Genomic DNA, 20,781 nt, shown 5'->3' on the forward strand with positions numbered 1-20,781 from the left:
AAATGTTAAGTAAAGAAAAGATTTTAGAGCGTTTAAAAAGCGTGATTTATCCGGGATTTGAAAAAGATATCGTTAGCTTTGGCTTTGTAAAAAGAGTTGAGGTGGGCGATAAGATTGAGATTGACGTTGAGATCGTAAGCTCAAATAAAGAGGTCGCTGATGAGATTAGAGCTGAAATTTCGCGTGTTTTAGGTGGAGCACAGGCTCTTATAAATATCATTCAGCCAAAAATTCCAGAGCAAAAAAGTAACAGCCAAAGTGGTAAAAATGTTGCCCCTCAGATTAAAAATTTCGTAATGGTAAGCTCAGGCAAAGGTGGCGTGGGTAAATCAACAACGACGCTAAATTTAGCCATCTCAATGGCAAAACTTGGCAAAAAAGTAGGGATTTTAGATGCTGATATTTATGGTCCAAATATCCCAAGAATGCTCGGCGAAGTCGGCACAAATCCGCAGGTTGTGGGCAATAAGCTAAAACCGATTTTATCTCACGGCGTTGAGATGATGAGTATGGGCGTTTTAATGGAGGAGGGCACTAGCCTTATTTGGCGAGGTTCAATGATAATGAAAGCGATTGAGCAACTGCTTCGTGATGTGCTTTGGAGTGAGCTTGATGTGCTCTTTTTAGATATGCCTCCTGGCACTGGCGACGCTCAGCTAACACTTGCTCAAAGTGTGCCAGTAACGGCTGGTGTGTGCGTTACGACTCCACAAGTGGTCGCTCTTGATGATAGCAAACGTGGGCTTGATATGTTTGAAAAGCTTCACATCCCAATCGCTGGTATAGTTGAAAATATGAGCGGATTTATCTGCCCTGATAACGGCAAAGAGTATGATATCTTTGGCAAAGGCACGACAGAGGCACTTGCTAAGATTTATAAAACACAAATTTTGGCTGAAATTCCAATAGAACCAGCCGTTAGGGTGGGTGGCGATAGCGGTAAGCCAGTAAGTTTTTATGAGCCAAACAGCATAACTGCAAAACGCTATGAAGAGGCAGCCAGAAAACTATGGGAAGTAATAGAAAAGATAAATGATGACGGCGGTGCTGATAACTCAGCAATTCAGCCAGTAATGGACGGCAAATCAGCGTGTTCTAAATAATTTTAAGAGCCGTTTTGGCTCTTAAATTTTATCTAAAACCATTGTAAAACAAATTTGGCTAAATCAGAACAATACTTTAAAACAGCTTCAAATGCGTTAAAATAGTAGAAAGTGAAACAGATGCAAGCTAAAAATACTAGCCTAAAAATTAGCTTATTTCGTCTTTGTATTCGCCTTTTTTCTCTTACTTTGTTAATTGAATCTGCAACTTTTGTGCCAATAGACACAATAGCACTAACGGTTCCAAGAAATTCCATACTAATCCTTTTGTTTATTTAGATAAACTTGTCTTAAAAATGCCACTTGAATTGTCACTAATATCGTTACTCTGTATGCTGGTCCAGCTATATCAATAGCTGTCCAAATGCTTGTTAAAATCTAGCCGATTGGTCCTGAAAATATACCAATAACCATTGTTAATGTCGCATTAGCAGTTAATGTTAGTCCTCTTTCTAACGCAGTTTTTGCTACCGCGTTTGCGGCAATAAGTGCTATTTGATACGACAAAAACCACCATTTCTTATTACAGCTTGAAGTGCTATAATTACGGCGTTTGAAGTAAAATTTGTTGTTTTTAATTCAAGTCCGCTTAACAACCTCTTTTAACTCATTTTCGTTCATTTTTGATATGCTATTGGTTAAAATTTTCATAAACATATTTTGTTCTATTGTCTCGGTATTTAAATTTTTTGTATTTAACGCCACCACCACGAAAGATATTTAAAAACGAGTTGCCACCAAATTCTTGCAATTTAGCCATAATTGGCTCAATGTATTTTTTGTGGTCCGAATAAAATCTTTTAAAAAGTCCATTTGATGTAGGAGTTTGACTCCATCTTTCATCGCCGTCTTTACCTTTTAAAATATCCACCAGCTCATTTAACTGGCTACTTTCTAGCTCTCTTAAAAACTCTAAATTTTCATCAAATTTATAAGCCACAATACTTCCTTGTTTAAAATTAATTAATATTTGATTTTATCAAAAAAAACGATGTCAATAAAAAAGAGCTTAAAATTATAGTGTTTTTACAGATAGATAATTAAAAAAATGGCTTCGCCATGAAGCCATAAATGTCATAAAGTAGTTACGCCTTTTTGCAGCAACAAATGCCGTCGCTTGGATCTGGTTCTTTTGTGATTCTTGCTCTTAAATCGTGCCTGATTATCTCTATTGACCACACCCAAATTGCGTGTCCGACATACTCAGAAACATGCTCATACCACGGCAGAGTCGAAAGTGGTGGCGTAAGTCCCATAAGTGGTAGGGCAATTACGTGAACGGCTGTATTTACGATGATACCTGCTAAAATTCCTTGAAAAAGCGTGATTTTTGGGTATTTTTCAGCTAAAACACAGTAGCTAATTGCAAAGATGACTTAGAAAATGATATGCGTCATCATTACGTAGTTAAATGCGTGTCCAGCAAACTCATAAAGTGCAGCGTAAGTGTCGCTAACGCCTAAATAATCGCGCAAAAACACATAAGGCGGATTTAGAAAATTTCGTGAGCAGTCAATTTGATCTGCTGTTCTAATTAGGCTTTCAGGCCCGCAAGCGGCATTAAACATATTGCCAGGACTTCGTGGTGGCAATGGGAATTCGCCTCCCCACTTTACAAAAGATGAGATTACACCAGCAATAATGCCAATGAGTGCGGCTAAGCTGCCTGTTTTGCTCATCTTTGCTTACGACCACGTCAGCGATTAGTGTTACTTTTTTACCCATTTTTGTAAGTCCTTGACCGATTGTAAAACGCAAACGTGAGCTTTAATGCCAAAAACGATAAGTCTAAAATTTCATCTTTTAATGCCTCGTTATCCAATCCCTGCCACTCATCACTTTAAAATTCTATCCTGAAAATCTATCATCAGCCCAGCCGTTTTCATGCCCTCTCATTACTCAACAAATTTTTTAAAGTCAGAATATCCAAGCTCATCCATTTTTTCAAGTGGGATAAATAAGAGCGAAGCCCCATTTATGCAGTATCTTAGCCCACCAAGCTCGGCTAATCCATCGTCAAAAACGTGCCCTAAATGGCTATCTGCCACGCTTGATCTAACCTCAATCCTACTCATACTGTGCGAGTAGTCTTGCTCGTATTTTAGGGCGTCTTTTGTGATTGGCTTAGCAAAACTTGGCCAACCGCACCCAGCGTCAAATTTATCCTTTGAGCTAAAAAGTGGCTTTTTACTGATTATATCAACATAAATGCCCTTTTTGAAATTTTTATCATATTCGCTTGAAAATGGGCGTTCGGTCGCATTTTCTTGCGTTACTTTGTATGAAATTTCACTTAAAGTCCGCTTTAATTCATCCTTGCTCGGCTTTTTAAAACGCTCTTTTTCTAGCGGTTTTTTAGCCATTTCTAAGTTAATGTGGCAGTAGCCGTTTGGGTTTTTATCCAAATAATCTTGATGATAATCCTCGGCTAAAATGTAGTTTTTTAGGGGGCTTACTTCAACTACAATTGGCTTTGAGTAAAATTCCTGCTCGGCTTTGATAGCCTCTTTTATGACGCTTAAATCGGCATCGTTTGTGTAGTAAATCCCACTTCTATACTGCGTGCCAATGTCGTTGCCCTGCTTGTTTAGGCTAGTTGGGTCAATTACCCTAAAAAAGTGTGCTAAAAGCTCGTTTAGGCTGATTTTTTCATCATAAACGATATGAAGTGTTTCGGCGTGATTTGTCGCTTTTAGCTCGTAGTAGCTGGTTGTATCAGTGTTGCCGTTTGCGTAGCCCACGCTTGTTTTAACCACGCCTTTAAGTTGTTTAAAATAGCCCTGCATACCCCAAAAACAGCCACCTGCTAGGTAAATTTCACTCATCTTTAAATCCTTTGCTTGTGTAGAAAAAATTAAAATAAATATGATTAGAAAATTTTTCATACCATACCTTTAAAAAATTTCTAAAAATCTACCTAAAAAAAGTTAAAAACAATATAAATTAAAATATAATGGCATTTAAATTTTAGATAAGGATAGATATGAAAAAGCAAATTTTAGCGTTATTGGTGCTTTTTAGCAGTTGTTTTGGGGAGCCTAAAATGTTTGATTTTGATAGGGTTTTTGATTTTAGTGGTGGTTTGGCTAAGGTCATAAAAGACGGCAAAACAAGCTTTGTGGATAAAACGGGCAAGGTTATAGGTTTGTTTGAATTTGATGAAGTTTGGGGTTTTAAAGATGATTTGGTCGTGGTTAAAAAAGATGAAAAATACGGCTATGCCGATAAGTCTGGCAAGGTTGTCGTACCTTTTATGTATGATGAAGTTTGGGGATTTAGCGAGGGTTTGGCAGCGGTTAGTAAAAAGGGCAAATGCGGCTTCATAGATAAAGCTGGTAAAATCATCGTGCCTTTAAAATATGACGTAGCTGAGAGTTTTAGTGAGGGTTTGTCGGTCGTGCAAAAGGGCGACAGATACGGCTTTATAGATAAAACCGGCAAAGTTGTTGTGCCGTTAAAATATGACTATGCTTTTAGCTTTACCCAAAATTTAGCTAGTGTGACCAAAGACGATAAGCACGGTTTTATAGATAAAAGTGGTAAGATTGTCGTGCCTTTAAAATATGAATTTGCTTGGGAGTTTAGTGATGACCTTGCTATGGTTAAAAATGGCGGTAAAATAGGCTTTATTGATAAAACGGGCAAACTTGTAATCCCTTTTTTATATGAGTATGCTTGGAGATTTAGCGAGGGTATGGCAAGGGTCAGAGAGGACGGCAAATACGGCTTTATAGATAGGAGTGGCAAACTTGTCGTGCCTTTTAATTATGAAGAGGCGTTTGAGTTTAAAGAGGGTTTTGCTAGGGTTAGAAGTGGTGGTAAATACGGATTTATAGATAAAACCGGCAAGGTTGTCGCGCCATTTGAATTTGATGACGTTCGTGATTTTAGCGAGGGTGTGGCGTTTGTAAAGAAAAACGGCAAGTGGATGATGATAGATAGCCAGTTTAATTTTATAACGGAGGAGTGATTACTCCACCGTTACGCTCTTTGCTAGGTTTCTTGGCATATCTACGTTATTACCAAGTCTGACTGAAATTTCAAGCGCGAAAATTTGCAGTATTATCATCATCTCAAAAAATTCAAGCATTGCGTGATTGTGAGTGTTTGTGCGGATAAAATCATCGCTAAGCTCAAACTCATCAGGGCTAATGGCTAAGATATAAGCGTCCCTTGCGGCAAGTTCTTCGACATTGCTTTTTACCTTTTCATAAAGGCTGTTTTTTGGCATTAGAGCGATTGTAAAAAGCCTTTCATCAGCAAGTGCGATTGGTCCGTGCTTCATCTCGCCACTTGGATAGCCCTCGGCGTGTAGGTATGAAATTTCTTTAAGCTTTAACGCCCCTTCAAGTGCGAGTGGATAGAAAATATCGCGTCCGATAAAGAAAAATCCGTGTCCGTGCAAGTAGTGTTTGCTTAAACGGCGGATTTTTTCTTGTAAATTTGCATTGACATTTAGGACGCTTGGTACGTGAAGTAGGGCTTTTAGCTCGTTTTCTAGCTCGTTTTTGCTAAGCGTATTTTTTGCCTTTGCAAGGGCTAAAACCAACATCCAAAGTGTGGCTACCTGTGTTGCAAACGCCTTTGTAGAAGCCACGCCTTTTTCGATACCAGCACGTGTTAAAAGCGTGGTGTCGGCTAGGCGGACAATGCTTGAATTATCTACATTACAAATGGCTAGGGTTTTTAGCCCAGCGTTTTTAGCGATTTTTAGGGCTTCAAGAGTATCGGCTGTTTCGCCACTTTGGCTGATTACGATAAATAGGGCGTTTTTATTTAGCTTTGGCTCTCTGTATCTAAATTCGCTTGCTATCTCGACCTTTGCCCTAGTATCGGCTAAACGCTCAAAGAGATAACTAGCCGTAAGTGCTGCGTGGTAGCTCGTGCCACACGCACAAATCACGACGTCATCAATACCCTTTAAATACTCATCACTTAGTCCTTCAAGCACTATGCCACTATCCTTTGCACGACCCATTAAACACTCAGCGACCACAGCACTTTGCTCGTAAATTTCTTTCTCCATAAAAAATTTATAACCCTCTTTTTGGGCGTAAGTTTTATCCTGTGGGAGTGGTGAAAAATTTGGCAGGACGCTATTTTTATCCTTAAAAATTTTAATCTCATTTGGTGCGATAAATCCGTAAGTCTTATCATCAAGATACGCTACCTCTTTTGCAACACCAATAAGTGCGGCGTCAGATGAGGCAAAAAACAGCCCATTATCGTTAGCTTTAGCGATCGCAAGTGGAGCTGCGTCTTTTGCAAAAAAGATTGTATTTGGGGCAGTTTTTGTAATAAGTAAGGTTGCGTAAGCACCACGAAGTCTAGCTATCGTCGCCTCGTAAGCTTTAAACGGCTCTTTTAGCTCGTTTAGATTATACTCAAAAAGATGAACTATGACCTCGGTGTCGGTTTGGCTTAGAAATTTCACACCCTTTTTTTCAAGCTCATCTTTTAGCTCTTTGTAGTTTTCAATAATGCCGTTATGCACGACAAATGAGTGCTCTCCAAGGTGTGGATGAGCGTTTATCTCTGTTGGTTTGCCGTGCGTCGCCCAGCGTGTGTGTCCGATAGCCACACCAAGCTCAGTTGAGCTAAAATCTTTGGTTTTATCAGCTAAATTATCAAGCTTGCCCACAGCCTTAAAATACTCAATTTGATTTTGGCTCATCACAGCCATACCAGCGCTATCATATCCGCGGTATTCAAGCTCCCTTAGTCCATTTATAATAATATCTCTTTTTTCATTTTTACCGATGTATCCTACGATTCCACACATTTTTTACTCGCTTATTAGTTGGTTTAAAATTTTTTGCCAATTATAGCACAAGTCGTCGGTTTTGCTAATCAAAAAGAGATTTCTTGTGCGATTTTTTATGGTTTGAATTCTTGCATTTGCCACAGATATACTAAAGGTTTGAAGTATGCTCATCACGTAAGCCATAAGCCCACGCTGATCTTTTGCGTTGATGTTTAGCCTTGCATACTCTTTTGAGTGATTTGGCTCGTAGTGTAACTCATCTTTGCTAATGATTGGTCTTGCTACGTTTGGTTTTTTGTCGCTTAACAGCATTGTTTTTATGTTATTTTGCAAATTTATAAGTTCTGAATTTTTTGCTGTTTTGTTAAATTCAAGTTTGATGAAATTTTTATTTTCAAACAACTCGTAAATTTCCATATACGCAAGGTCAAAACTAGCAAGTTCGTAAAGCAAGAGACTTAAATTAACCTTTTGATTTGAGATGATAGATAGGCTTAAATTTTGCTCATTTTTTATATCGATTTGTATTTGTTTAACTTCGTTTGCCCACCTTGAAAGAGCGATTATCTCGCTTGTTTGATACTTTATAAAGAGTAAATTTGATGGAATTTGAAAAATTTTCTCCCCAAGCTCTTTAGGAAGTGCTAAAAACTCATCATTTCGTCTTATACTACTCTCCTTTTTGATTCTTCTAGTTGCCTCATCAAGCAAGGTTTCATCATCAAAGCTAAGAAGTGAAATTTCATAAAGCTCACGCAAGAGTTTTACTGTGTAGCTATTATAAAGGCTCTCATCTGTCGCATTTATCACGCAGTAAGTTAGTATGTATAAAAGCTTTAGTGTCTGTTTATCTGCTAGTTTTGAGATAAAACTAAATATTACACGCTCAGAGTATATATCCTCTCTATTTGCGACGTTGCTCATTAGGGTGTGGTATTTAACCAGCGTCACTCCGATATTTACTGCTTCGCTCTTTAGTCCAAGGCGATTTGCATACGCACGAAAGATATTTGCACCGACAACTGCGTGTTCACCAATACTTGCCTTACCAACATCGTGTAAAAGGGCTACTAACTTTAGCATAAGTTTGCCGTCCATACAAAGCTCGTTATAAAGCGATTTTATGAAGCTATCTTTTATGTTTTCTAGCTGTTTTACACTAAAAACACTATGCTCATCAACGCTAAATTTGTGGTAGCTGTCATACTGAGCAAGCCCTATGGTATGCTCAAGCGGTTTTATAAGATCGCCTAAAATATCGGCGTCAAGCAGTGCTTTTAATATCCCAAATGAATTTTTGCGCATAAAAATACGCTTAATCTCATCGTTGCACTCATCTGTCTCATCTTTTGAAAATTTAACTCTTTTTATGTAAAAAATGGCACTTATGTCAAATTTCAGCTCAATATCTCGCAAGTCATTTAGCTCTTTTAGAAAGGCTTTAAGGCTTTTTGCTGTTTTGTGAAGTGGTGCATAAATTGTATTTGATATTTGATAAAGACCATTTTTTAGCCGCAAAGCACGTTTTTGAGATAGGCTAATGTTTAAATTTCTAGCTAGAGTTACAGCACCAAATCTTACACAAAAACCTAAATTTCTCATAGAATTTAGCATTTTTTGGCTTATTACACCCTCATTATCAAGGCTTTTTTTGGACTTTGTTTGCAACAAAGAAGTTACTCTATCAACACTTTTTGCAATGAATTTATCGCTATTTTGAGTTAAATTTAGGGCTGAACGCAAGGATAATAAAAAATCAACATTTAGGTTAAACTGGCTAAGCTGTTTTTCATCAAGATATAAGGAGCTTAACCTTGCTTGATTTTCGCTATTTATCGTGCTTATAATGCAGTTTAGTCGCCACACTTCGTCTATGCCACCAAAGCCAGTTTTGATATTTGGCTCTTGCTCTAACGCTGTGACGCTATCAAATGGCGATAGCACTTTTAAGTGGTGCTTTAAAAACTCATCTTTTTTGTACTCTTTTAGGCTATTTATCTCATCTCTAGCCCTTTTATAAAGCCCTTTTGAACCACAAATAAATCTAATCACACACAGTGAACTTTTTGCCTTTATGTCGTCTTTGTATCTATCAAATAGCTCGTTAACCTCGCCATTTTTTATGCTCAAATTTAAATTTAAGTTCTCAAATGCGATGTTTAACGATTTTAAAAATGGTTTGATGTTGTAGCCTGTGACGTTTTTATGAACGATTAGTACTTCAAGCTCGGAGCCTATGCTTATTAAATTTTGTGCAAATTTTGCGTTTGCAATTATGCAAACTGGAAAGCTCTCAAAGCTTGGCATAAAATCATCAAAAAATTCTCTAAATGTTTGCAGAAATGCGTTTTCTAGCCTTGCATCTATCTCTTTTGTTAAAAAATTTACAAAATTTCTACCTTGAGATTTTTGAAAGTGTTTTATGAAAATTTTATTTAAATCAACCATTATCCTGACTGCTCTTATTTAAAAATATTGGCAGGATAATACTCAAATTTTGCTAAATTTAAAGCTTTGTTTAATATAATCACGAGATTAGTTTCATAATCAGGACAAAAATTGGATATATTACAAAAACTACAAAATGCAGAGCGTATCAGTCGTGATGATGCATTTAGGCTTTACGAGCTTGACCTTTTTACGCTTGGGGCTTTTGCGTTTAAGGAGCGTTTAAAAAGGCACGAAAAAAAGGTCTTTTTTAACATAAATCGCCATATAAATCCCACAAATATCTGTGCTGATGTCTGTAAATTTTGTGCGTTTTCAGCACACAGAAAAAATCCAAATCCATATAAAATGACCCACGATGAGATTTTAAAAATCGTTGATGATAGCGTTAAAATCGGCGTTAAAGAGGTTCATATCGTTTCAGCTCACAACATTGATGACGGCTGGGAGTGGTATTTAGAAATTTTTAAAAAGATAAAAGATAAACACCCACAAATTCACATTAAAGCACTAACGGCAGCTGAGGTTGATTTTATCGCTAGAAGTTGCGGTTTTAGCTACGAGAATGTGATAGAAAAAATGCTTGAATATGGCGTAGATAGTATGCCAGGCGGTGGGGCTGAAATTTTTGATGAAGAGATCAGGGCAAAAATTTGTAAAGGCAAGGTAAGTAGTGCTAACTGGCTTAAAATTCACGAGCTTTGGCATAAAAATGGCAGACAAAGCAACGCAACTATGCTCTTTGGACACATTGAGAGTCGCGAGAGTCGCATTGATCATATGCTTAGAATCAGGGATTTACAAGACATCACAGGCGGATTTAACGCTTTTATACCGCTTGTTTATCAGCGTGAAAATAACTACCTAAAAGAGGCAAAATTTCTTGGTTCAGCTGAAATTTTAAAAACAATTGCAATCTCTCGCCTTGTGCTTGATAATATCCCACACATTAAGGCTTACTGGGCTACTTCAACGCTAAATTTGGCAATGATTGCACAGGAATTTGGAGCAGATGACCTTGATGGGACGATACAAAAAGAGAGTATCCAAAGTGCAGCTGGTGCAAGTAGTGCAAATGGCACGAGTTTAAGGGCATTTTGTGATATTATAAAAAGTTCTGGTTTTACGCCAGTTGAGCGTGATAGTTTGTATAATGAATTAAAAATTTACTAAAAGGAGAGTGTCTTGGACTTTTTTAAGCTAAGAGAGAATAAAACCACCGTTTCTAAGGAGTTAAATGCTGGTTTTACTACGTTTTTAACGATGATATATATCGTTCCAGTCAATTCAATAATTATGAGCAAGGCTGGCATGCCCATAGATGCACTTATTACGGCTACTACGCTTATTACAGCCATAGCTACTATTATAAACGGCTTGTGGGCAAATACGCCTATGGCTATGAGCGTTGGTATGGGGCTTAATGCTTATTTTACTTTCGGGCTTTGCCTTAGTATGAAAGTGCCGTGGCAAACAGCTCTTGGTGTGGTTTTTCTATCTGGTGTAATCTTTGTTATTTTATCGTTTACAAATTTTCGTGTGTGGGTTTTAAAGAGTATACCTGCTGATTTATGTAGGGCTATAAGTGGCGGTATAGGCGTATTTATCGCGTTTGTCGGACTTCAACAAATGGGGATAGTTGTCAAAAACGACACCGTTTTATTAGGACTTGGTAACGTATCTGATCCGCATGTGCTTATTAGTTTGGTTGGAATTTTTATTATAATTGGACTTTGGGTTAGAAAGATTAATGGAGCCTTTGTTATCGGCGTCTTGCTTACGACTTTGCTTTGCTGGATATTTGGATTAGCACCGCTTCCGACTGAATTTTTATCACAACCAGCGTCTATAAATCCTATATTTTTACAGCTTGATATTAAAAGTGTATTTTTTGATGAAAAGGGGCTTTTTACACTAGCTCTTGTACCAGTTATTATAGTGTTTTTTGTTACCGATCTTTTTGACTCCATAGGTACGCTATCTGGCGTGGCTAGTAGAAGTGGGGTTGATATGCAAAATAGCAAAGAGGACGTGAAAAAGCTTGAAAAAACACTAGAAGCAGACGCATTGGCGACCGTTACAGGCTCGCTGCTTGGCGTTAGTACGACTACAACGTTTGTCGAGAGTTCTAGCGGCGTTGAAGCCGGTGGTAGAACCGGACTTACTGCTATTTTCTGTGGTATATTTTTCCTTTGTATTTTGTTTATGTTGCCTTTGTTTAAGGCTATCCCAGCAAATGCGATATATCCAGTTTTGGTTGTTGTTGGCGTGTTGATGTTTACGGAGCTTGGAAGCATTGATTATAAAGACCCAGCGATCTCTGTTGCTACGTTTTTTATGGTAACGCTTGTTCCACTTACATACTCTATTACAAATGGTCTTGCTTTTGGCTTTTTGGCGTATTTAGTTGTGAGAATTTTTAGAAACGAGTGGGATAAGATAAATGTAGGTATTGTGACGCTATCTATAATAAGTTTTGTTGTTTTTGTGGTTCATTAAGGAGAAAATATGTTTTATACTTACGAAGAATTTGCAGTTGATGTAAAAAAAATGGCTAGTCAGATAAAGAGCGAATTTGAGCCTGATGTTATTTTAGCTATCGCACGTGGCGGTATGACGCTTGGTCACTCTTTGGCTGTTGCTTTGCAAAATAGAAATTTATTTAGCTTAAACTCCATACACTACAATGATACAAATAAACTCGATACAATTGATGTTTTTAATATTCCAGACCTTAGTAAATACACTAAAATTTTAGTCGTTGATGATATTATTGATAGTGGTGAGAGTATGGTTGAGATAAAGCGTAGATTGCTTGAGCTATATCCACATTTAAGCATAAAAATCGCCACCGTGTTTTATAAGCAAAAAGCCCTTTTGTTGCCTGATTATAAAGTCAAAGAGGCAAACGAGTGGGTTGAGTTTTTTTGGGATATAAATCTATAATGTCTTTGCTAAAAGCATATTTTGATCAAAACTCGGCTCGTTTTGAAACCAAAATGCTTTTGGCTGTTATATTTTTTGATGTTTTACTGCTTTGGTTTTGTGCTAGTTATTTAAGTATTAGCTACTACGAAGCCAAAATTTACTTTAATGACTCTGAAATTTTAAGCCATATCGTTAAATTTAGCACCTTTATTTTTGGACAAAATGACTTTGGACTTAGGTTGCCTATGGTTATTTTTCACGTCATAAGTATCGTGCTGTTATATAATGTAAGTAAATTTTATCTATCTTGCAGGATTGATAGAATTTTTAGCGTGATTTTGTTTATACTTTTACCAGGTACCATAGCCAGTGCAGTCGTCGTAAATGACGCTGGGCTTTGTATAATGCTAACGCTTTTAATGCTCTACCTGTTTCATATAAAAAAAATAGTAGCTTTTTACATACTTCTTGTAACCAGTGTGTTTATTGGCAATGATTTTTTGGCATTTTATCTGGCTTTGTTTATTTTTGCTCTTATTAAAAAAGACGCATTAATGGCTTGGTTGTGTGCTACTTTGTTTGCGTTTAGTATCTATTTTTTTGGCTTTGATACAAATGGAAAACCTAGCGGACACTTTGTTGATACGTTTGGAATTTTCGCTGCTGTTTTTTCGCCGTTTGTGTTTTTTTACTTTGTCTATACACTTTATAGAATTTGGGTCAAAGAGAGCAAAAATTTACTTTGGTTTGTTTGTGTAAGTGCGTTTTGTTTTTGTATGATAGTCTCTTTAAGGCAACGGCTAAATTTAGAAGCATTTTTGCCTTTTTGTGTCATAGCTACACCTTTAATGATTCGTATGTTTATGAGTGCTTATCGTGTTAGGCTGCCTAAATTTAGAAAACGATACAGAGCTTTTGGGCTATTTATTTTTATTTCTTTGCTTTTAAATTATTTGGTTATAGTGTTTAATCCAATAATTTATAAATTTATAAATGAGCCTAAAAATCACTTTGTATATAAGCTAAATATTGCAAGAGAGCTTTCAAAGGCTTTAAAAAGTAAGGATATATATAAAATTTATACCCAGGATGAAAAACTTGCACTTAGGCTGAAATTTTATGGTATTGAAAGTGGTAAAGAGCTAAGACTTACTAATGGCAAAGAGATAGTCATTAAGCGTTTTGGCAAAGAGATAGCTGGATTTAAAATTTCAAAAAGATAGGTGCGATGAAAAGAGCGTTTTCTTTTATTGAGCTTATTGTCGTAATCATCTTGGTTTCTATTTTGATTTATATCTTTGCACCAAGACAAAATTTAAATAACGCCAAACTTGCCGCCCAGCAAATCGTTTCACACATTAGATACGCTAGACACCTTGCTATTCAAGATGATAAATTTGACTTGCAAACTGGTGGTAAAAACTGGCGTAAGAGTGTTTGGAGCGTATCTTTTAACAATACAACCATTGGCAATTGTGGTGGAAAAAGCAAAACTTGGAGGTATTCGGTTTACTCAAATCGCCAAAAAGATCAAAAAAGCGAACTAAATTCACCATACGAAGTTGCAAGAAACCCATCTAGAAGCGATAGATACTTAAGTCCTGGCTGGAGCGGTATTTCTAAAAAAGAGTGCGGATTTGTTAGCGATGAGCTAAATTTAGGCGCTAAATTTAATATAGTAAATGTCTCTTTTAGCAAGTCTTGTGGTGCAGAGAAAAGATTGTCCTTTGATAGATTTGGTAGGCTTGTAAGCAATAAAACCAAAAATAGGATAAAAAAGGAAAATTGCATAATAAGTATCACAGAAAATAACGGAAATACCGCTAAAATCATAGTATATGCAAAGAGTGGTTTTGCTCAAATTTGCGATCAAGCTAATATAGATTGTATTGTAAAAAAATAATTTTTAAAATAATCTATTTTTTAAGCCCCTTTTAAGCAACTCTCTTATATAATTCCAGCTCACGAGTTGAGAGAAACCACCTTTAACCTTCTGAGTTAATAAAGCCTTTCTTTTTTATCGTTGTTCTTTTAAATTATTAATGTTAAACTATTAGTCAATCTTTGAAATCTAAACAAGTGATCGATTGAGCCAGTTTGCTTATTTTAGCAAACTAAAACTAATAAATAAAAAACAAAAGTTTTTAGATTAAAAACTTCATATAACATTTGACCTAGATTAAAGATAATGTTTAAAAACATTGTTATTTGATTGCGTTAGCAATCTATATTCTTTAGGTGGGTCAAGGGAGCGTAGCTCCTTGTCGTAAAGATGAGCTTTGCTCATCTGCGAAATTAATATGGAGAGTTTGATCCTGGCTCAGAGTGAACGCTGGCGGCGTGCCTAATACATGCAAGTCGAACGGAGATTAAGTAGCTTGCTATTTAATCTTAGTGGCGCACGGGTGAGTAATGTATAGCTAATCTGCCCTATGCAGGAGGACAACAGTTAGAAATGACTGCTAATACTCCATACTCCTTCTTAACATAAGTTAAGTCGGGAAAGTTTTTCGGCATAGGATGAGGCTATATTGTATCAGCTAGTTGGTGAGGTAATGGCTCACCAAGGCTATGACGCATAACTGGTCTGAGAGGATGATCAGTCACACTGGAACTGAGACACGGTCCAGACTCCTACGGGAGGCAGCAGTAGGGAATATTGCTCAATGGGGGAAACCCTGAAGCAGCAACGCCGCGTGGAGGATGACACTTTTCGGAGCGTAAACTCCTTTTGTTAGGGAAGAACCATGACGGTACCTAACGAATAAGCACCGGCTAACTCCGTGCCAGCAGCCGCGGTAATACGGGGGGTGCAAGCGTTACTCGGAATCACTGGGCGTAAAGGACGCGTAGGCGGATTATCAAGTCTCTTGTGAAATCCTATGGCTTAACCATAGAACTGCTTGGGAAACTGATAATCTAGAGTGAGGGAGAGGCAGATGGAATTGGTGGTGTAGGGGTAAAATCCGTAGAGATCACCAGGAATACCCATTGCGAAGGCGATCTGCTGGAACTCAACTGACGCTAAGGCGTGAAAGCGTGGGGAGCAAACAGGATTAGATACCCTGGTAGTCCACGCCCTAAACGATGTATACTAGTTGTTGCTAAGCTAGTCTTGGCAGTAATGCACCTAACGGATTAAGTATACCGCCTGGGGAGTACGGTCGCAAGATTAAAACTCAAAGGAATAGACGGGGACCCGCACAAGCGGTGGAGCATGTGGTTTAATTCGAAGATACGCGAAGAACCTTACCCGGACTTGATATCCAACGAATTCTGTAGAGATACGGAAGTGCTAGCTTGCTAGAATGTTGAGACAGGTGCTGCACGGCTGTCGTCAGCTCGTGTCGTGAGATGTTGGGTTAAGTCCCGCAACGAGCGCAACCCACGTATTTAGTTGCTAACGGTTAGGCCGAGCACTCTAAATAGACTGCCTTCGCAAGGAGGAGGAAGGTGTGGACGACGTCAAGTCATCATGGCCCTTATGTCCGGGGCGACACACGTGCTACAATGGCATATACAATGAGACGCAATATCGCGAGATGGAGCAAATCTATAAAATATGTCCCAGTTCGGATTGGAGTCTGCAACTCGACTCCATGAAGCCGGAATCGCTAGTAATCGTAGATCAGCCATGCTACGGTGAATACGTTCCCGGGTCTTGTACTCACCGCCCGTCACACCATGGGAGTTGATTTCACTCGAAGTCGGAATGCTAAACTAGCTACCGCCCACAGTGGAATCAGCGACTGGGGTGAAGTCGTAACAAGGTAACCGTAGGAGAACCTGCGGTTGGATCACCTCCTTTCTAGAGTACAAACTGATAAGTCTCACAACTATCAGTTCATAAAGGAATATCTCAATTGATCCTTGTTTAGTTTTGAAAGATTGACAGCTAATAAAGATACTCTGAAATTTAAAGCAATTGTATTTTTTTATTTTAAAATTCAGTTATTGCTTTTTAAATTTTTAAAGATATCGTTGTGATATTATTTTTTATTAGACGAGGTGAATTTTAAAAAATCAAGGGAGTTACCTTATTGGTAATGACCGCAGATTTATTAAAATTCAACGAAGTATAATGAAAAATAATGAGCAAGAAGGGGAATTAGCTCAGCTGGGAGAGCGCCTGCTTTGCACGCAGGAGGTCAGCGGTTCGATCCCGCTATTCTCCACCATAATAGTATGCGAAGTTATTTTTTCTTTAAACGATGAAAAGCGACCGAGCGACAAGGAGCGTAGATATGCTACGTAACGCAGTTGTGAGTGAGCTTTAAAGAAGTGTAAAGAAAAAGAACGAGTAAGAGGGCCTATAGCTCAGCTGGTTAGAGTGCACCCCTGATAAGGGTGAGGTCACAAGTTCAAGTCTTGTTAGGCCCACCATAAAGCTTACTATAAGTTTTATTAGCTATAATTCACTCCCCAATAAAAAGGGTTTAATTGGTTTAACTTAGAAATCTAAATCAAGTTTTTAATTCTAAAAATTTGATTTAGATTTTTTAATCTAAATGTTCATTTATTTATCATTGTTAAGAGTCACAAGCAAGTTTTAATAAAAACAATTTTACAGGACTTGTTAAAGATCTAAGATTTTAATCTCTTGCATTAAATGCAAAAGTTTGACATCACAAGATATTATGGGATTTAAAACTTATCCATTGTATCTGTCAATGCTTTCCGTCTTGGAGTTTAAAATTTAGATGTAGTAATAAAAGGCAAACAACTAAAATTTACGGCAACGCCGAAAGCGTTGGTGTGCTTTAGGGGTTTCCAAAGGGCGTAGCTCTTTGGTCGCAAAGACGGACTTGTTCGTCTGCGAAGTTAAAAAAATATTATCTTTAACAAGGAAGTGATGCGAATTAGAATATAAACATATACTAATAAAAGGTAAGCTACTAAGAGTAAGTGGTGGATGCCTTGGCTAGTAGAGGCGATGAAAGACGTGCCAGGCTGCGATAAGTCTCGGGGAGCCGTCAAGGGGCTTTGATCCGGGAATTTCTGAATGGGGCAACCCAACTGATAGAGATGTCAGTTACCATATAATGGAGCGAACGTTGGGAATTGAAACATCTTAGTACCAACAGGAAAAGAAATCAATAGAGATTACGCTAGTAGCGGCGAGCGAACGCGTAAGAGGGCAAACCACTAGTTTACTAGTGGGGTTGTAGGACTGCAATATAGACTAAACAAAGCTAATAGAATAACCTGGAAAGGTTAAGCGTAGAGGGTGATACTCCCGTATATGAAAGCGATGTTTTACTTAGCAGTATCCTGAGTAGGGCGGGACACGTGATATCCTGTCTGAAGCTGGGTCGACCACGATCCAACCCTAAATACTACTACTAGACCGATAGTGCACAAGTACCGTGAGGGAAAGGTGAAAAGAACTGAGGTGATCAGAGTGAAATAGAACCTGAAACCATTTACTTACAATCATTCAGAGCCCTATGATTTATCAGGGTGATGGACTGCCTTTTGCATAATGAGCCTGCGAGTTGTGGTGTCTGGCGAGGTTAAGGAAACCCGGAGCCGTAGCGAAAGCGAGTCTTAATAGGGCGATTAGTCAGATGCTGCAGACCCGAAACGATGTGATCTATCCATGAGCAGGTTGAAACCGGTGTAAGAACCGGTGGAGGACCGAACCCGCTGGCGTTGAAAAGCCATGGGATGACTTGTGGATAGGGGTGAAAGGCCAATCAAACATCGTGATAGCTGGTTCTCTCCGAAATATATTTAGGTATAGCGTTGTGTCGTAACACTAGGGGGTAGAGCACTGAATGGGCTAGGGCATACACCAATGTACCAAACCCTATCAAACTCCGAATACCTAGTGTGTAATCACAGCAGTCAGGCGGCGAGTGATAAAATCCGTCGTCGAGAGGGGAACAACCCAGACTAACAGCTAAGGTCCCTAAATCTCATTTAAGTGGAAAACGATGTGGAGTTACTGAAACAACCAGGAGGTTGGCTTAGAAGCAGCCATCCTTTAAAGAAAGCGTAATAGCTCACTGGTCTAGTGATTCTGCGCGGAAAATATAACGGGGCTAAAATGAGTACCGAAGCTTTAGACTTAGTTTTACTAAGTGGTAGGAGAGCGTTCTATTCAGCGTTGAAGGTGTACCGGTAAGGAGCGCTGGAGCGGATAGAAGTGAGCATGCAGGCATGAGTAGCGATAATTGGGGTGAGAATCCCCAACGCCGTAAGCCCAAGGTTTCCTACGCGATGCTCGTCATCGTAGGGTTAGCCGGGTCCTAAGCAAAGTCCGAAAGGGGTATGCGATGGAAAATTGGTTAATATTCCAATGCCAACATTATTGTGCGATGGAAGGACGCTTAGAGTTAAAGGAGCCAGCTGATGGAAGTGCTGGTCGAAAGGTGTAGGTTGAGTTACAGGCAAATCCGTAACTCTTTATCCGAGACCCCACAGGCGTTTGAAGTTCTTCGGAATGGATGACGAATCCTTGATACTGTCGAGCCAAGAAAAGTTTCTAAGTTTAGATAATGTTGCCCGTACCGTAAACCGACACAGGTGGGTGGGATGAGTATTCTAAGGCGCGTGGAAGAACTCTCTTCAAGGAACTCTGCAAAATAGCACCGTATCTTCGGTATAAGGTGTGCCTAACTTTGTGAAGGATTTACTCCGTAAGCATTGAAGGTTACAACAAAGAGTCCCTCCCGACTGTTTACCAAAAACACAGCACTCTGCTAACTCGTAAGAGGATGTATAGGGTGTGACGCCTGCCCGGTGCTCGAAGGTTAATTGATGGGGTCAGCAGCAATGCGAAGCTCTTGATCGAAGCCCGAGTAAACGGCGGCCGTAACTATAACGGTCCTAAGGTAGCGAAATTCCTTGTCGGTTAAATACTGACCTGCATGAATGGCGTAACGAGATGGGAGCTGTCTCGAAGAGGGATCCAGTGAAATTGTAGTGGAGGTGAAAATTCCTCCTACCCGCGGCAAGACGGAAAGACCCCGTGGACCTTTACTACAGCTTGATACTGCTATTGGGATAAAGATGTGCAGGATAGGTGGGAGGCTTTGAGTATATGACGCCAGTTGTATATGAGCCATTGTTGAGATACCACTCTTTTTTATTCTGATAGCTAACTAGCTTGCGTTATCCGCAAGTAGGACAATGTCTGGTGGGTAGTTTGACTGGGGCGGTCGCCTCCCAAAATGTAACGGAGGCTTACAAAGGTTGGCTCAGAACGGTTGGAAATCGTTCGTAGAGTATAAAGGTATAAGCCAGCTTAACTGCGAGACATACACGTCAAGCAGGGACGAAAGTCGGTCTTAGTGATCCGGTGGTTCTGTGTGGAAGGGCCATCGCTCAAAGGATAAAAGGTACCCCGGGGATAACAGGCTGATCTCCCCCAAGAGCTCACATCGACGGGGAGGTTTGGCACCTCGATGTCGGCTCATCGCATCCTGGGGCTGGAGCAGGTCCCAAGGGTATGGCTGTTCGCCATTTAAAGCGGTACGCGAGCTGGGTTCAGAACGTCGTGAGACAGTTCGGTCCCTATCTGCCGTGGGCGTAAGAAGATTGAGGAGAGTTGACCCTAGTACGAGAGGACCGGGTCGAACGAACCACTGGTGTACGAGTTGTCCTGCCAAGGGCATCGCTCGGTAGCTACGTTCGGATGTGATAAGAGCTGAAAGCATCTAAGCTCGAAGCCAACTCCAAGATGAATCTTCTTTTAAGAGCTCTAGTAGACTACTAGTTTGATAGGCTGGGTGTGTAATTGATGAAAGTCATTTAGCTGACCAGTACTAATAGCTCGTTTGCTTATCTTTTTAAGCATCACTTCCTTGTTAAGGATAAAATCTTGCTACGTCTTTTTGCTTTATACTGCGTTAGATTTTAATTCAGCTTCGGTCACTACCGATAAGGTAGCTCCCTCGCTTCGTTAAAATCCGCCTTGTCTAAACCAAAAATACTTGCAATCTTTCTTGCAAATACTTTGCAGGAATTTACCTTAAACAAGAAAAAGTTTTTTTAAAACGCTTTACTCTTAACAAACCAAATCAGTGTTAAATAAGACTTATGAGTAAGTTTTATTTAACACTGCTCGTGGCTATACAGACGAGGAAACGCCTTGCTCCATCTCGAACCAAGAAGCTAAGCTCGTCATGGCTGATGATACTCCCCCTTACTGGGGTGCTGGGAAAGTAGGTCGCTGCGGGCTTTGTGTTTATATTTGTCTGCTACTTTTTAAAATCATTTTTTAGTTTCTATCTTTTTAATTTTTTTATTTGTTTTTAGGTTTTAAACTTCTAGTGTTTTATTGTTCTAGAATTTTTACTTTTTTATTTTTTAGTTATTTTTAGAGGGTTGGTTTTTTAATATTATTGTGTTGTTTAGAGTATTTATATCAATTGGTGTTGTTTGGGTTTGTAGATTTCTTGCGTTGTAGGATTATGTAAATATAGAGAACATTGTAAATTTACCAAGTAAAGCAAAGAGTTAAAAATATTTCAAATTTCCATTTGAGATATTAAGCGAAAGTAAAAAGCATATTAAAAAACACTTAATGCATTC

Annotated in this window: 11 protein-coding genes, 2 tRNA genes, 3 rRNA genes and 2 pseudogenes; 12 read left to right on the forward strand and 6 right to left on the reverse strand. The window is 38.8% G+C overall.

Annotated features, from left to right (window positions below; all coding sequences use genetic code 11):
• Nucleotides 1-2: 2 nt before the first annotated feature.
• Entirely contained in the window at nt 3-1,103 is a 1,101-nt protein-coding gene (locus tag CMCT_RS03115) for an Mrp/NBP35 family ATP-binding protein (protein ID WP_034968205.1), read from the forward strand.
• A 32-nt stretch (nt 1,104-1,135) separates the two neighbouring features.
• Here CMCT_RS03115 and CMCT_RS03120 read toward each other — a convergent pair whose 3' ends face one another.
• From CMCT_RS03120 to msrB, 4 genes and pseudogenes are all read right to left on the reverse strand, one after another.
• On the reverse strand, nt 1,136-1,360 hold the full coding sequence (locus CMCT_RS03120; protein WP_034968207.1) for a hypothetical protein: 225 nt from the start codon (nt 1,358-1,360) through the stop codon (nt 1,136-1,138).
• A gap of 1 nt (nt 1,361) precedes the next feature.
• Nucleotides 1,362-2,043: pseudogene (locus CMCT_RS09540) on the reverse strand (DUF3944 domain-containing protein).
• A 145-nt stretch (nt 2,044-2,188) separates the two neighbouring features.
• A pseudogene (locus CMCT_RS03130) lies at nt 2,189-2,782 on the reverse strand (YagU family protein).
• A gap of 216 nt (nt 2,783-2,998) precedes the next feature.
• Complete coding sequence (msrB, locus tag CMCT_RS03135; protein ID WP_034968210.1) at nt 2,999-3,988, reverse strand: peptide-methionine (R)-S-oxide reductase MsrB; 990 nt, start codon at nt 3,986-3,988, stop codon at nt 2,999-3,001.
• Between the two features lie 98 nt (nt 3,989-4,086).
• On the opposite strand from msrB, the gene CMCT_RS03140 reads away from it, so the two are divergent.
• Nucleotides 4,087-5,073, forward strand: a complete 987-nt coding sequence (locus tag CMCT_RS03140) for a WG repeat-containing protein (protein ID WP_051654858.1) — start codon at nt 4,087-4,089, stop codon at nt 5,071-5,073.
• Here the strand turns inward: CMCT_RS03140 and glmS are convergent, their stop codons facing one another.
• Complete coding sequence (gene glmS, locus CMCT_RS03145; protein ID WP_034968212.1) at nt 5,074-6,885, reverse strand: glutamine--fructose-6-phosphate transaminase (isomerizing); 1,812 nt, start codon at nt 6,883-6,885, stop codon at nt 5,074-5,076.
• A 3-nt stretch (nt 6,886-6,888) separates the two neighbouring features.
• Nucleotides 6,889-9,315, reverse strand: coding sequence for an HD domain-containing protein (locus CMCT_RS03150; RefSeq protein WP_034968215.1), 2,427 nt, complete (start codon nt 9,313-9,315; stop codon nt 6,889-6,891).
• Nucleotides 9,316-9,426: 111 nt separating this feature from the next.
• On the opposite strand from CMCT_RS03150, the gene mqnE reads away from it, so the two are divergent.
• The 10 genes from mqnE (at nt 9,427) to rrf (ending at nt 20,428) form a co-directional block, all read left to right on the forward strand.
• Nucleotides 9,427-10,488 (forward strand): aminofutalosine synthase MqnE, encoded by a 1,062-nt coding sequence (gene mqnE / locus CMCT_RS03155; RefSeq protein WP_034968217.1) that lies wholly within the window; start codon nt 9,427-9,429, stop codon nt 10,486-10,488.
• 12 nt (nt 10,489-10,500) lie between these two features.
• The gene (locus CMCT_RS03160; protein WP_169752868.1) at nt 10,501-11,814 is read left to right on the forward strand and encodes an NCS2 family permease; all 1,314 of its coding nucleotides are present in this window, start codon (nt 10,501-10,503) and stop codon (nt 11,812-11,814) included.
• 9 nt (nt 11,815-11,823) lie between these two features.
• Nucleotides 11,824-12,261, forward strand: coding sequence for a phosphoribosyltransferase (locus CMCT_RS03165; protein WP_034968219.1), 438 nt, complete (start codon nt 11,824-11,826; stop codon nt 12,259-12,261).
• Entirely contained in the window at nt 12,261-13,466 is a 1,206-nt protein-coding gene (locus CMCT_RS03170) for a hypothetical protein (RefSeq protein ID WP_051654859.1), read from the forward strand. The genes CMCT_RS03165 and CMCT_RS03170 overlap by 1 nt, the downstream gene beginning before the upstream one ends.
• A 5-nt stretch (nt 13,467-13,471) precedes the next feature.
• Nucleotides 13,472-14,146, forward strand: coding sequence for a pilus assembly FimT family protein (locus CMCT_RS03175; RefSeq protein WP_051654860.1), 675 nt, complete (start codon nt 13,472-13,474; stop codon nt 14,144-14,146).
• A gap of 394 nt (nt 14,147-14,540) precedes the next feature.
• Nucleotides 14,541-16,051 (forward strand): 16S ribosomal RNA (locus CMCT_RS03180).
• Between the two features lie 294 nt (nt 16,052-16,345).
• Nucleotides 16,346-16,421, forward strand: a tRNA-Ala gene (locus tag CMCT_RS03185).
• A gap of 128 nt (nt 16,422-16,549) precedes the next feature.
• Nucleotides 16,550-16,626 (forward strand) — tRNA-Ile (locus CMCT_RS03190).
• A 502-nt stretch (nt 16,627-17,128) separates the two neighbouring features.
• Nucleotides 17,129-20,036, forward strand: a 23S ribosomal RNA gene (locus CMCT_RS03195).
• A gap of 273 nt (nt 20,037-20,309) precedes the next feature.
• A 5S ribosomal RNA gene (gene rrf / locus CMCT_RS03200) occupies nt 20,310-20,428 on the forward strand.
• The 16S, 23S and 5S rRNA genes sit together here with 2 tRNA genes alongside, the layout of an rRNA operon.
• The last annotated feature ends 353 nt before the right edge of the window (nt 20,429-20,781 follow it).

It is taken from the genome of Campylobacter mucosalis (genome assembly GCF_013372205.1).
GTDB lineage: Bacteria > Campylobacterota > Campylobacteria > Campylobacterales > Campylobacteraceae > Campylobacter_A > Campylobacter_A mucosalis.

Coding starts and splice junctions, on each gene's coding strand:
- CMCT_RS03115 (WP_034968205.1), top strand. CDS start 3: ATGTTAAGTAAAGAAAAGATTTTAGAGCGTTTAAAAAGCGTGATTTAT.
- CMCT_RS03120 (WP_034968207.1), bottom strand. CDS start 1,360: ATGGAATTTCTTGGAACCGTTAGTGCTATTGTGTCTATTGGCACAAAA.
- msrB (WP_034968210.1), bottom strand. CDS start 3,988: ATGAAAAATTTTCTAATCATATTTATTTTAATTTTTTCTACACAAGCA.
- CMCT_RS03140 (WP_051654858.1), top strand. CDS start 4,087: ATGAAAAAGCAAATTTTAGCGTTATTGGTGCTTTTTAGCAGTTGTTTT.
- glmS (WP_034968212.1), bottom strand. CDS start 6,885: ATGTGTGGAATCGTAGGATACATCGGTAAAAATGAAAAAAGAGATATT.
- CMCT_RS03150 (WP_034968215.1), bottom strand. CDS start 9,315: ATGGTTGATTTAAATAAAATTTTCATAAAACACTTTCAAAAATCTCAA.
- CMCT_RS03165 (WP_034968219.1), top strand. CDS start 11,824: ATGTTTTATACTTACGAAGAATTTGCAGTTGATGTAAAAAAAATGGCT.
- CMCT_RS03170 (WP_051654859.1), top strand. CDS start 12,261: ATGTCTTTGCTAAAAGCATATTTTGATCAAAACTCGGCTCGTTTTGAA.
- CMCT_RS03175 (WP_051654860.1), top strand. CDS start 13,472: ATGAAAAGAGCGTTTTCTTTTATTGAGCTTATTGTCGTAATCATCTTG.